Genomic DNA, 12,901 nt, shown 5'->3' on the forward strand with positions numbered 1-12,901 from the left:
TTGGTCCGGACCTGATCTGAAAGCCCGCTCCCATGTCGCAAGACGCCTTCCCCGTCGAGACGCGCCGCCATTCGGCCGCGCACCTGATGGCCGCCGCGATCAAGGATTTGTATCCGGACGCGCAGTTTGGCGTGGGGCCGGCGACAGCGACCGGGTTCTTCTATGACATCACCCTGCCTGAGCCTCTGACGCTGGACGATCTGCCGAAGATTGAAAAGCGCATGAAGGAAATGCGGTCGGACAAGCATCGCTTCGTCTGTGAAGAGCTGCCTATCGCCGACGCCATCGCCTATATGGAGCGCCAGAACCAGCCGCTGAAAGTGGAGCTCTTGAAGCTCCTGCGCGACAAGGGCTCGACGGCCATCGCGAAAGAGACCGGCGACGAGTCCGTTGTGGGCGAGGGCGCAGAGACTGTGACCTTCTTCCGCACCGGCGATTTCGTCGATCTGTGCCGCGGTCCGCACGTGGATCACACCGGCCAGGTGGGCCATTTCAAGCTGCGCTCCATCGCCGGCGCCTATTGGCGCGGCGACCAGAACAACGCCCAGCTCCAGCGCATTCACGCCCTGGCTTTCCTGTCCAAGGAAGAACTGGACGCGGAGGTTCTGCGCCTGGAGGAGCAGGCCAAGCGCGATCACCGCAAGATCGGCAAGGAGCTGGGCCTGTTCACCATCGCCGACGAGGTCGGCTCCGGCCTGCCCCTGTGGCTGCCGGCGGGCAATGTGATCCGCGACGAGCTGGAGCTGCTGGCGCGCAAGACCGAGCACAAGGCGGGCTATCAGCGCGTCTCCACCCCTCACATCACCAAGGGCGATCTGTATCACCGCTCCGGGCATCTGCCCTACTATGCGGACGATATGTATGCGCCGATCATCATCGACGAGCAGGAATACTATCTGCGCCCGATGAACTGCCCGCACCACCACATGATCTACAGCCACGACCAGTGGTCCTATCGCGACATGCCGGTGCGTCTGTCAGAATACGGACAGGTCTACCGCTTCGAGGCGTCGGGCGGCCTGTCCGGCCTGATGCGCGTGCGCGGCTTCTGCCAGAATGACGCGCATATCTATTGCCGCGAAGATCAGGCCAAGGACGAGTTTTTGGCCGTCATGCACATGCATGCGCACTATTATCATCTGTTCGGGATCACCGATTTCTGGATGCGCCTGTCCCTGCCCGATTTCGACAATCTCGACAAATATGTCGACGATGCGGAGGGGTGGAAGCGCGCCCTGTCGATCCTGAAAGCGGCCATGGACGAGTCCGGCTATCCCTACCGGGAGATCGAGGGCGAAGCGGCCTTCTACGGCCCCAAGGTGGACTTCATGGTCAAATCGGTGGTGGGCACCGAGTACGCCATCTCCACCAACCAGCTCGACTTCATGGCGGCCAAGCGCTTCGATCTCGAATATACCGCCGAGGACGGCTCCAAGCAGCCGGTCTATGTGATCCACCGCGCGCCGCTGGGCAGCCATGAGCGCTTCACCGCCTTCCTGATCGAGCATTACGCCGGCAAATTCCCGGTGTGGATCTCGCCAGTGCAGGCGGTGGTCATCCCCATCGCTGACCGTCACGATGAATACGTCAACAAGGTGCGCGAGCGCCTGTTCGGCAGCGATGTGGACACGGTCAATGGCGGCATCCGCGTCGAGGCCGATATCGGGTCCGAGCGCATGCAGAAGAAAATCCGCAACGCCCAGAACCGCAAAATACCCTACATGCTGGTGGCCGGCGATGCTGAAGCCGAGGCGGGCACCGTATCGGTGCGCCACCGCGATCACGGCGATCTGGGCGTGATGAGCGTGGACGCCTTCATCGACCGGGTGCGCGACGAGCAGCGCAATCGCCGCGACCTGCCGCCGCCGCAAGCGCCGGCGGCCTGACGCAAGGCTTGCGCGATGGTTCAGACGGGGCGTCCCCATGGGGCGCCCCGTTTTGTTTTTTGGGTCCTGATTGACCTGGCGCGCGGCGCGCTGTGGCGGCTGCGCTGCATCGGGCGGATGTTTACACAGTTTTACGCGGCGTTAACCGCAACGCCCGCTCTTGATAGCTCTGCAATGGTGTGTGCTGCGGCGGCGGCGTCCCGATTGTGTGTGGATACCAGATATTGCGGTCTTGCATCTGGTTTACACAAGACTAACGGGTCAGTTACCGTCAGCATGGGTTTTTGGGAGTTGATTCGGCATGCCGTCCGGGGCGCCTTGGAGTGTGAAGGGCATTGACCCCCGCGCCCGCGCGATCGCCAAGACGGCGGCGCGCCGGGAAGGCATGACTCTGGGCGACTGGCTCAACCGCGTGATCCTGGATGACGGGCCTCAGGCCGGCGCTGCCGACTGGGAAGAGCGCCTGTCGGGCTATCCCGGATTTGGCGGCGGCGGCGGGGACGGCGATGACGATGACGCCCTGCGCGCGGTCATTCGCCGGCTGACCGACCGGCTGGAGGCCTCCGAACAGCGCTCGACCCTGGCCCTGACCGGTGTGGACCAGTCGGTGCTGGCGCTGTCGCGCCGCCTCGAAGCGCTGGAAGAGACCCGCGACGAAGACGAGGGCGAGGTTGAAGAGGCGCTGGCGCGCACCCGCGCGCGCCATGACGAATTGCTCGAGCGCCTGCGCCGTCTGGAGCGGGCCGGGCCGGGTGGCTGGGCGGACCCGGCGGCGCTGAAAGCGGTCGAGACCACGGTGGGCAAGCTCGCTGCGCGCCTGTACGAGACCGAGCGCGATGTGCGCGCCGAGCTGGATAATCTCACCCACAAGGACGAACGCCGCCGCGACGGGGCGGAGCGCGCCGCCAAGGCGCTGGGCGCGCGGCTGGACGAGACCGAGACGCGCCTGCGCGATGACCAGAGGGCGCTGCGCGATCAGGTGGAGGCGCAGACCCAGCGCGTGGGCGAAACCCTGCGCGGCGTCGAGGACATCGCTCGGCGCCTGCAAAGCCGCATCATCGCCGCCGAGAACGCCACCCATAGCGCCGCCGAGGCGCTGGCCGGCTCCCAGCAGGCGCTGGACGCGCGGCTGCGCGAGCTGGAAGCGCGTCAGGGGTCATCTGTGGGCGCCGACGAGATCAATCGCCGGTTCGAGGTGCTGGGCCGGGAGCTTGCCGCCATCATTCGCGAGACCCGCGAGGACTGTGCGCGCCAGATCGCTTCGCTGGACGGCGCGGGCGCGGGCTCGGGCCGGCTGGAGCGGGCGCTGGAAGCCGCCGAGGGCCGCCTGTCCGCGGCGGAGGCGCGCCAGGCCGACGCGCTCAATCGCATTGCTCAAGAGGTCGGGCGCGTGTCGCGCGCTGTCGACCGGCGCATCGAGGCCGCCGAGCAGCGCCTTGAGCATCGCTTCAGCGAGACCGAGCGCGCGCGCCGGGCCCGCGAGGACCACACCGGACTGGAATCCCGGCTCGACACGGTTCGGGCCGAAAACACCGCCGCTGTGCGCCGGATCGGCGAAGAGGTCGCCCGGCTGGGCGAAACCCTCGCAGAGCGCGTGCAGAAGGCCGAGGAACGCTCGGCCCAGGCGGTCGAGGCGGCAGGCGAACGCATGGCCCAGGTAGTCGAACGCATCGAACAGGCGCGCGCCCGCGCGCCGGAAGCCGATCTGGATGCGCGCATCCGCGCCTCGGAAGAACGCACCGCCCAGCGCATCACCGACGCCATGGACGGGGTGTATCAGCGCCTCGATCAGGCGCGCAGCGAAACCGCCGACGTGTTGTCCCCGGTCCAGCGCGCCATGACGGCGCTGGCTGACCGGCTGGAAGCCATCGAGCGCCGGGGCGGCGCCAAGGCGCCCGCCATCGAGGGCCACTCTGCCGAATCTCCTGTGCGCCGGCGTGGCGGCGGCGGCGGGGATGATGGCGGCGATGGCGGTGATGACGACCAGCCCGCGCGCCCGCGCGCGGTGGCCCTTGACACATTCGAGACCGCGTCGGCGTCTGTGGATTTTGATGCGCCCTTGCCTCAGGCGCCGGGCCTGCAGGACCCGATTGGCGAGGATGACAGTTTCGACATCGCCGCAGGCGAGCCGGACGAGCCGGACTTCGCTACGGGCGAATACGGAGCCCCGGCCTGGACCGAGCGTGCGCCCGAGCCTGCGCCGTCCCGTCCGTCCCAGCCTGCGCGACCGGCGCGTCTGGGCGCCACCGCCGACGCCGATTTCCTGGCCGCCGCGCGCAAGACCGTGCGCGCCAACCGCTCCACCAGCGCCGACTGGAGCCCGCCCGCCGAGCCGGGTTCGGGCCGCACCCGTGTTATGCTGGTGGCCGCCAGCGTGCTCGGCTTCGCGGCTGTGGCCGCTGCGGCGGGCATGCTCGCTCTGGACGCCTTTGGCGGCGGCGAGCGCCCGGTGACCGCCTCGGCGGATCCGGCAGAGACCCTGACCACGCTGTTCGCCGACGCCAGCGGACCGGATGTGCGCGCGCGCGTGTCCGAGCCCGCGCCCGCCGTGACCGGGACATCTGAATCGCCTGCGGACGAGGCGCAAACGACTGACGCAGACGCACAGGCTGACGCTGAGACATCGCCCGCCGCAGACTCCACACCCGCCCCGGCTTTGCCTGAGCCGGCGCCCGTGCAGCGCGCGGACCCCGTCCCTGCTCAGCCCGAGCCGCGCGCCGAGACACCGGCGCAAACGCCCGCACCGACACCTGCTCCGGAGCCCGCTCCCGAACCCATGACGCTGGAGCGCGCGGCGGCGAACGGCGATCCGGTGGCGCGTTATCAGCTGGCGCTGGAGCGGATGGACGCGGGCGCAGTCAGTGACGGCGCCGCCCTGATGCGCCGCGCCGCCGAACAGGGCGTGCCCGACGCCATGCGCCGCTATGCCGGCATGCTGCAGCGCGGTCAGGGCGTCACCGCCGATCCGGAAAGCGCCCGCCTGTGGATGGTGCGCGCGGCGGAAGCCGGCAATGTGCTGGCCATGTTTGAAGCGGGCGGATTGTTCATCGCGGCTGACGACACGCCGGACAATCAGGCGGCCGCGGCGCGCTGGTTCCAGCAGGCGGCGCTGCACGGCAATCGCGACAGCCAGTTCAATATCGCGCTCCTGTTCCAGGAAGGCTTCGGCGTGCCGCAAAGCCCGGCGGACGCCTATGCCTGGCTGCGCATTGCGGCCAATGCCGGCGATGAGGATGCGGGCGCGCGCGCCGCCACGCTGCGCCGCGATCTCAGCCCCGAACAGCGCGCCGCCGCCGATGGCGTGGCCGAAAGCTTCACGCCGCGACCCGCCGACCCGCGCGCCCAGGGCCGCTATCCGCGCCAGCCCTGGCAAGCGGCCGGCTAGGGCCGTGCTGATCTACCTGCCGATCGCGGAAGTCTCTCTCAACCTCTTCGTCCTGCTTGCTCTGGGTCTTGGCGTCGGGTTCCTGTCCGGCCTGTTCGGCGTGGGCGGGGGATTTCTGATGACCCCGATCCTGATGTTCATGGGCGTGCCGCCTGCCGTGGCGGTGTCCACCCAGATCAACCAGATCGTCGCCTCGTCCATGTCCGGCGCGATCGCGCATTTCCGGCGCCGCTCGCTGGACATCAAGATGGGGATCATCCTGATCATTGGCGGCGCCGCCGGATCCGTGGCGGGCGTGCAGATTTTCGCGCTGCTGCAGGCCACCGGTCAGATCGATCTGGTGATCGCGCTTTGCTATGTCGGATTTCTCGGCGTCATCGGCTCGCTGATGCTGTTTGAAAGCGTCGGGGCGATTATCCGCCGCTCGCGCAATATCGCCCCGGCGCGCCCCGCCCGGCGCAAGCGCACGCTGATCGACGCCCTGCCGTTCAAGACGCGGTTTGCGGTGTCGGGGCTCTATATGAGCGTGATCCCGCCGCTGGCGCTGGGCTTTCTGGTCGGCGTCCTGGCGGCGCTGATGGGCGTGGGCGGCGGCTTCATCGCCGTGCCGGCCATGATCTATCTGTTGCGCATGCCGACCAATGTCGTCATCGGCACCTCGCTGTTCCAGATCCTGTTCGTGACCGCCCTGACCACAGTGCTGCACGCGGCGCAGAACCAGACCGTGGACATCGTGCTGGCCGCGATCCTGATCGTGGGCGGCGTGGTGGGCGCCCAGATCGGTGCGCGCTACGGGGCGAAAGTGAGAGCGGAGGAATTGCGCGCGGGCCTCGCCCTGATCGTCGTCGCCGTGTGCCTGAAGCTCGCCTGGGACCTCACCGCCGAGCCGTCCGACCTTTATGTGCTTATCGAGCTCAGGGGGCTGCCATGACCGCGCGGCTGATCCTGATCGCAGGGCTGGCGGCGGGGCTGGCCGCCGCTGGCGCGCCGTCGTTCGGGCAGGCCGGGACTGTGGACCCTGAACCCCAGATCGCGGCGGCGCTGACGGAGAATGTGGTGGAGATCCGCTCCAACTTCTCCGGCGCGGAACTGGTGCTTTATGGCGCTGCGGTGGGGCTGACCGAGGGCGATGACATTGCGGTGGTGGTGCGCGGCCCGGTGCGCGATCTGCGCGTGATGCGCCGCCAGCGCGTGATGGGCGTCTGGGTCAATGCCGATCCGGTGATTTTTGAAGAAGTGGCGGGATATTACGCCGTGGCGTCGACACGGCCCCTGGCGGAGTTCGCGACCTTCTCCTCGCTGCGCCGCAACCGCATCGGGATGGACCATGTGCGCCTGTCCGCGCCGGACAGCGAGCGCATCGAGACCCGCTTCGGCGTGGCCGGCGTGGTGGTGTCCGATATCGGCGCGGCGATTGTCGATTACCGCACGGCGCTGGTGCGCAACAAGGCGCGCGACGCGCTGTATGTGGAAGCGCCTGACGGGGTGGAGATCCTGGAGGCCGGGCTGTTCCGCGCGCGGGTGGTGCTGCCGCCGGCGACGCCCACGGGCGTGTATGACGCTGACGTCTATCTGTTTCGCGACGGCGTGCCCATCGCGGTGCGGCGCACCTCGCTGGAGGTGGTCAAGGGCGGGACCGAGCGGGCCATCTACGACCTTGCCCATGAACGCCCGCTCGCCTATGGCCTGTTGTCCGTGCTGCTCGCGGTGTTCGCTGGATGGCTGGCCGCCTTCGTGATGCGCCGCACCTGACCGCCCCGGAGGACCGTGATGAAACGCCTCAGTGATGCCCCGCTTCTGCCTGTGGTGCTCGGCTTCGCCGGGCTCATTCCCTTTGTCGGTGGCGCGCTGGGGCTGGCGCTGGGCGGGCAGATCGCGCTGCAGGCGGCGAACGCCCTGCCGGTCTATGGCGCGGTGATCCTGTCCTTCCTGGCGGGCGGGCGCTGGGCGGCGGAGCTGGTGATCCGCGCCGACGCGCCGCGGCCGGGCGTGCTCATTCTGGCGGTGAGCGTGGCGCTGGCGGGCTGGCTGGCGGTGCTGATGCAGGTCTGGGCCCGGCCCGGCCTGCCGCTGGACATGGAACTGGCGGGCTGGGGCGTGCTGATCTTCGGCTTCGCGCTGCAATATTTGTGGGACCGCTCGGCGGTGCGCGGGGCGACCTTTCCCGGCTGGTATCTGCCGCTGCGGCTGCTGCTGACGGCGGGCGCCATGCTCAGCCTGATGCTCGCCGCCTTCATCCGCTCGTCACCGACCTTCAGCCTCTAGGTGCTGTTGACAAAGTACCGGAACCACAGGCGGATTGAAGCGAGATGGATGAAGCCGAGATAGCTGTCGGCGGTCTTGTCGTAGCGTGTGGCGAGGCGGCGTGAGCAGCGCAGCTTGTTGAAGCACCGCTCGATGCGGTTTCTCAGCCCATAGACGAAGTCGTCGATCTGGACGGGGTTCTTGCGGTTTCGGCGCGCCGGGATCATCGGCACGGCGCCGGCGGCTTCCAGCGATGTTCGGATATTGTCGCTGTCATAGCCTTTGTCGGCCAGCAGGACGCGCGGGACTGGGCCATGCGCGGCCATCACCGCCTCATAACCTTTGTAGTCGGAGACTTCACCGCCGGTGATCTCAGCGGCTATGGGCAGCCCTTCAGCGTTGGTGCGAAGGTGTATTTTGGTCGTGAAGCCACCTTTTGAGCGCCCAAAACCCTGTTTTTGAGTCCCCCTTTAGCGCCCGCAGCCTGATGGTGCGCGCGAACGATAGTGGAATCGACCATTTGAAGACTGTCGGGTACGGCCCCGCTCTCGCCCAGCGCTTCCAACATCACCTCCCACACGCCTGACAGCGTCCAGCGGCGGAACTGGCGGTAGACCCGCGTCCACGGACCGAAATAGTCGTGAAGATCACGCCAGGGCGCGCCGGTGCGCGCGATCCAGAACACGCCGTCCAGCACGCGGCGATGATCAGAAGGCGGGCGGCCCCGCTTGCCTCCGGTCGCCACCACGAAAGGCGCAAAGAACGCCCACTCCTCGTCCGTCATCAAACCGCGAACCAAGACCACCTCCCAAAAGCCAGTCTTGAATCACGCTTCGGGCGGGTTGGGAATCCACTTCGTCAACAGGTCCTAGCGATCAGCACAGGCGCAGCAGACGCGCGAGCCAGTGGCAGCTGGGCGGCGGCGTCGGGGCGACGGGCTCCGGTTCAGGCTCGGGTTCGGGCTCGGGTTCAGGCTCCGGTTCGGGTTCCGGCTCAGGATCCGGAACCAGCTCCACCGGCGGGGCTTCCAGCCCGCCATTGGGCTCGCTGGCATTATTCACATGACCCGACCGGCGCGGACGCAGCAAGGCGGAATCGCTCAAGGTGACGGCGCCGCCGAACAACTCGCCGAACGAGGTGGTGAACGCCATCTCGGCGTCCACCACGATCACCGAACCGCCCGGGACCAAAAGGCCGGCGGGCAGGACCGGGGCCGCGGCGGCGGGCTCCATGCCATCGGCCTGGCTCCAGGCCAGGAAAATCGTGCCGTCATCATGCATGCGCACCGAAGAGACGCGCAGCGCAAGGCCCGCCGCGTTGAAGGGCGCCGCCATGGCGCGGCCCGCGGCGAAATAATCGGCAAGCTCGGCATTGTTGACGGTGTCGCGCTGGGCCGTCAGATCGGCCACCACCAGCGCAGCGCTGGACACCTTGCGGTCGGCGCTGAGCGCCAGGCTGAGCTGGGCCGCGCCCAGATACAACGCGATCAGGATCGGTGCGATCAGCGCAAACTCCACCGCCGACACGCCGCGCCGGTCGCGGGCGAAGCGGGCCAGAGACACCAAGCGGGCCAGACGCGCGATCATGGATCAGGTCCCGAACTGTTCGTTGCGGAAGGCCGCCGAAGCGACGATCAGGCGCTTGTTGCCGGGCAGATTGGCCAGCCCATTGAACTGGCCCGGCGCGATCAGCGGCCATTCATAGACCGCGCGGACGACGACGATCTCGCCCGGCCCGCCCGGATCGAAGTCAAAACCGGAGGAATCCACCCCGTCTTCGCCCACCAGCGCTCCCAGCTGGGCGGCGCTGAAACTGTCGACCCGGCGCACATCCACTTGCAGACGCGCGCAGTCCACGATTCCGCCAGCGCGTGCACAGATGCGGTCGCGGAACTCGCCCGGCCCGTCCCCGGCCACAATGACCTCGCCGGTGCGGATATCGCGCGCGGCTTCGGCGGTGGCGGTTTCGATCATGGTGGAGGCGAAGAAGAACAGGGCGATCTCGATCACGCCCATGAGCAGAAGGAAGAACGGTCCGGCGATCAGCGCGAACTCGACAGCCGTTGCGCCCTCGCGCGCCTTGATAAAGCGCAGGGTCAGCAAATGGCGGCGGCCCGCCTGTTGGCGCACAGGTTCACTCATGCGGGCAGCTTTAACCGAGCGCGCTTAATACCCGGTCAAAAGACACGGTTAGCAAATCGTGACCGGGTGGTGCGCCGCGGGCGATTACTCGCCGGTGGCGGGCAGCCAGTGGGGGGCCAGTTCGGCCAGGCGCGCCTCGATCACGCCGACCTGTTCCAGGCCCAGTCCGGGCTCGCGGCCGGGCAGGCTGCGGCCCAGATCGAACAGCGTCCAAGCGGTCTCGGCCGAGCCCGCTTCCATGAAGCGCTGACCCAGGCGCCAGTAGGCTTCCGGGGCGTATGGATCGGTCTCAATCGCTTCCAGCAACAGACCGGCCGGGTCGAGATCAGGTCGGGCGGCGAGGCCTTCAGGCCCCCAGCCGATCAGGGCGCTTGCGGTGAGCAACCGGGCGGCGGGCGCGGCGTACTCGCCGCTGTCGATAAAGTTGGACAGCGAGTCCACCGCCACGCGATGGGCGCCTTCCAGCGCCGCATCCAGACCCTGCGCAGCGCGCTCAAACTGCGCATCGCCGATCCCGCTGCGCGACAGGTCCATCACCAGGGCGCAGGTCAGCCGCGCGCCGCCAACCATGGAATCTTCCGGGCAGGGCCCGAAATGATGGGTCTCCTGAACGCTGATCAGCAGCGCCTCGGCCAGGTGACCGGTACTGCGCGCCCGCTCAAAGGCTTCGTAGAAATCGGCATGGTCCGGCGCGCGGGCCGCCGGTCCGGTCACAGCCGCCAGCGCCGCCGCGCCGGCGGCCTCCAGATACTCGTCGCCCTTCAAGGTCAGGCGCGCGCCACGCACGCCGCCGGGCAGGCGCAGGCCCAGCGGGCCGTCGGTTGCCGCGGAACTGACCGGGCGGCGGGTTGACGCAGACGCGGCCGGCGCCGGCGCCGGGCTGGAGGCTGCGGGACGGGAGGGGGTGGAATTCGAGGCGGACAGGGCGCGCATCACCAGCTCGGCGTCGACCCCCTCATCTCCCGCTTCGTCAAACATGGCCAGAAGTTCGGCCAGGGTGGGCGGCGCATCCCCGGCCGGCGGCGCCGCAGGGGCGCTGGCCTGCTGCGCCGGCTCATCCGCCTGTGCCGCCTCGGCCGGTTCGCCATCCGGACCGGTCTGCATCACCCAGCGCTCGCGGCGCCCTTGCGGGCTTTCAGGGCTGTAGACGGTCAGCTCGAAGGCGCAGGGAAAACGCGGCTCGGCCTCCAGCCGGGTCATCACGTCAGGATGCACCGGCGCGGCGTGACGCAGCCAGCCCCGCGCCGAGCGCGCGGCGTCGCCGTCCAGAGGCGCGGCCTCGCACCAGCTGCCGTCTTCGCCGCCGAAATCGGCGCGGAACAGGCGGTCGTCTTCAAAACTGGCGTCGAAGCCGGCGGGGGTGTCTTCAAAGCTCAGCGTGTCGTCGGTTGCGGCTATGCCCATGGCCGCTTCCAGCCAGATGCGGTGGAATGTACCGGCAGCCCCGAAGGCGATCTCCTCGCGTGCGCCCGCGCCTGACAGCGCCACATAAGTGTCGAGACGGCGGCGTGTCTCGCCATACAGGCTGGCGTTTGTCAGCGTCCGCCCGTCGGCGGACAGGGTGAGCAGTCGGCGGGTGCGCCAGTCGGCCAGCGACTCCGCGCCGCCCTCGACGCGCCATCCGGCCCAGTCCGGCCCAAGGCGCGCAGCGACCTGAACGCTGGTTCCGGCGCCTTCGCCGGCAAGCGGCGTGCGGGTGCGGGTCCAGACCGTGTCGGCCAGAGTCTCGAACGGCGCGCTGCGGGCATCCAGATAGGCCTCGCCCTGCAGGTGGGGCCCGGCGGGCTGCGCACCGGCTGCGGCCAGCATGGCGGCGCCCGTCCAAGCGATGAGTGCAGTGCCAGCCATGAGAGATCTCCGTTTGCGGGGCGTCAGGGGGAGAACACGCGACGATCATGGCGCGGTCAAGGCCGCGGGCGCTGCACCGGTCACGCCGGCAGCGAGATGCGCGCGCGCAAGCCGCCCAGAGGCGAGTCCTCCAGGCGCAACTCTCCGCCATGGGCGCGCACGGTATCACGCGCGATGGCCAGGCCCAGCCCCACGCCGGTCCGGTTGGCGTTGCGCGAATCATCCAGCCGGTTGAACGGGCGGAAGGCGTCCTCGCGCAGGTCCGGCGCAATGCCCGGGCCGTCATCATCGATGACCACCTCGATGCGCGGTCCCTGCCGCCGTGCGCTCAGCGCCACGTCCTGCCCATGGGCGGCGGCGTTCTGCACCAGATTGACCAGGGCGCGCTTCAGGGCGCCTTCTCGGGCCTGGACAATGAGATCCTCTTCCAGATCAAGGCGCAGATCCACGCCCTGCCGGGCCGCATCATCGCCCAGTGTCTCGCACAGGGCGGTGAGGTCCAGCAGTCCGGGCTCTTCACCCGCCTGGCCGCGCGCAAAGGCCAGATACTCCTCGAGCGCCGCCTCCATGTCGGCGATGTCGCTGCGGGCGGCCTCGCGCTCGGGACTGTCGGGCATCAGGGCGAGCTGCAGGCGCAGGCGGGTCAGCGGCGTGCGCAGATCATGGCTGACCCCGGCCAGCAGCTGGGTGCGCTGCTCCATATGGCGCTTCAGGCGGGCGCGCATATCCAGGAAGGCGCTGGCGGCCTGGCGCACCTCGCGCGCGCCGGCGGGCTTGAAGCGCTCCACGTCCTGACCGCGCCCGAACGCCTCGGCGGCCTCGGCCAGCTGCCGGATGGGTTTGACCTGGTTGCGGATGAACAGGATGGCGACGGTCATCAGGAGCAGCGTCGCGCCGCTCAGCCAGATGACGAAGATATGGCCCGTGGTGGCGAAGACCTGATCGCGTGCGGCGATGAAGCGCAAGACGCCGCCGCCCGCCTCGACGCGGATGTCGACATAATTGGGATAGCGCGTGGTGTCGAACCAGAACGGCTCGGTGAGCTGGCCTGCCAGCGCGCGGCGCAAGGTGCGGTCCAGGACCCGGAAAAAGGCGGTGCGCCGGCTGGTGGGCAGGGCGTCGGCGGGGTGGAACTCAACGCTGAGGCCCAGGGTGGAGAAGGCGAGGTCGGCGATAGGCTCGAAATCCTCATCGCTGGAGCGCGCATGCATCTCCACGATCATCGCCACGTCGCCGGCGATATTTTCCGACAGGCGCGCTGTGGTGGACCGCCAGTGCTGTTCGAAAAACGCCCAGGTCACCGCGCCCTGCATCAGCGCCACAGGCAGCACGATGATCAGCAGCGAGCGGGCGAACAGGCCCTTGGGCATGATGGACCGCAAGCGAAAGCGCATGAC

Annotated in this window: 10 protein-coding genes; 5 read left to right on the forward strand and 5 right to left on the reverse strand. The window is 68.6% G+C overall.

Annotated features, from left to right (window positions below; all coding sequences use genetic code 11):
- Positions 1–32: 32 nt before the first annotated feature.
- The 5 genes from thrS (at position 33) to L2D01_02975 (ending at position 7,536) form a co-directional block, all read left to right on the forward strand.
- Complete coding sequence (gene thrS, locus L2D01_02955) at positions 33–1,886, forward strand: threonine--tRNA ligase (protein ID WBQ10747.1); 1,854 nt, start codon at positions 33–35, stop codon at positions 1,884–1,886.
- Between the two features lie 325 nt (positions 1,887–2,211).
- Positions 2,212–5,271: a hypothetical protein gene (locus L2D01_02960; protein ID WBQ10748.1), complete on the forward strand. Its 3,060-nt coding sequence runs from the start codon at positions 2,212–2,214 to the stop codon at positions 5,269–5,271.
- Between the two features lie 4 nt (positions 5,272–5,275).
- Positions 5,276–6,202 (forward strand): sulfite exporter TauE/SafE family protein, encoded by a 927-nt coding sequence (locus L2D01_02965; GenBank protein WBQ10749.1) that lies wholly within the window; start codon positions 5,276–5,278, stop codon positions 6,200–6,202.
- Positions 6,199–7,023 (forward strand): TIGR02186 family protein, encoded by an 825-nt coding sequence (locus tag L2D01_02970; GenBank protein WBQ10750.1) that lies wholly within the window; start codon positions 6,199–6,201, stop codon positions 7,021–7,023. The genes L2D01_02965 and L2D01_02970 overlap by 4 nt, the downstream gene beginning before the upstream one ends.
- Before the next feature lie 18 nt (positions 7,024–7,041).
- Positions 7,042–7,536, forward strand: a complete 495-nt coding sequence (locus L2D01_02975; GenBank protein ID WBQ10751.1) for a DUF3429 domain-containing protein — start codon at positions 7,042–7,044, stop codon at positions 7,534–7,536.
- Here L2D01_02975 and L2D01_02980 read toward each other — a convergent pair.
- From L2D01_02980 to L2D01_03000, 5 genes are all read right to left on the reverse strand, one after another.
- Positions 7,533–8,320, reverse strand: a protein-coding gene (locus L2D01_02980) for an IS5 family transposase (protein WBQ10752.1) whose coding sequence is annotated in 2 segments (ribosomal slippage) — positions 7,533–7,987 and positions 7,987–8,320 — 789 coding nt in all. Because the reading frame shifts where the segments join, the coding sequence is not laid out codon by codon here. The genes L2D01_02975 and L2D01_02980 overlap by 4 nt on opposite strands.
- Positions 8,321–8,390: 70 nt before the next feature.
- Positions 8,391–9,101: a pilus assembly protein gene (locus L2D01_02985; protein ID WBQ10753.1), complete on the reverse strand. Its 711-nt coding sequence runs from the start codon at positions 9,099–9,101 to the stop codon at positions 8,391–8,393.
- A 3-nt stretch (positions 9,102–9,104) separates the two neighbouring features.
- Positions 9,105–9,656 carry a pilus assembly protein gene (locus tag L2D01_02990; protein WBQ10754.1) on the reverse strand — a complete coding sequence of 184 codons (552 nt, stop codon included), beginning with the start codon at positions 9,654–9,656 and terminating at the stop codon, positions 9,105–9,107.
- A gap of 84 nt (positions 9,657–9,740) precedes the next feature.
- Entirely contained in the window at positions 9,741–11,504 is a 1,764-nt protein-coding gene (locus L2D01_02995; protein WBQ10755.1) for a hypothetical protein, read from the reverse strand.
- A gap of 80 nt (positions 11,505–11,584) precedes the next feature.
- A complete protein-coding gene (locus L2D01_03000; protein ID WBQ10756.1) occupies positions 11,585–12,898 on the reverse strand; it encodes an ATP-binding protein in 1,314 nt (437 codons plus the stop codon).
- Positions 12,899–12,901: the final 3 nt, after the last annotated feature.

The sequence above is a fragment of the Hyphomonadaceae bacterium ML37 genome (genome assembly GCA_027627685.1).
GTDB lineage: Bacteria > Pseudomonadota > Alphaproteobacteria > Caulobacterales > Maricaulaceae > Oceanicaulis.

Coding starts and splice junctions, on each gene's coding strand:
- L2D01_03000 (WBQ10756.1), bottom strand. CDS start 12,898: ATGCGCTTTCGCTTGCGGTCCATCATGCCCAAGGGCCTGTTCGCCCGC.
- L2D01_02970 (WBQ10750.1), top strand. CDS start 6,199: ATGACCGCGCGGCTGATCCTGATCGCAGGGCTGGCGGCGGGGCTGGCC.
- L2D01_02990 (WBQ10754.1), bottom strand. CDS start 9,656: ATGAGTGAACCTGTGCGCCAACAGGCGGGCCGCCGCCATTTGCTGACC.
- thrS (WBQ10747.1), top strand. CDS start 33: ATGTCGCAAGACGCCTTCCCCGTCGAGACGCGCCGCCATTCGGCCGCG.
- L2D01_02995 (WBQ10755.1), bottom strand. CDS start 11,504: ATGGCTGGCACTGCACTCATCGCTTGGACGGGCGCCGCCATGCTGGCC.
- L2D01_02975 (WBQ10751.1), top strand. CDS start 7,042: ATGAAACGCCTCAGTGATGCCCCGCTTCTGCCTGTGGTGCTCGGCTTC.
- L2D01_02985 (WBQ10753.1), bottom strand. CDS start 9,101: ATGATCGCGCGTCTGGCCCGCTTGGTGTCTCTGGCCCGCTTCGCCCGC.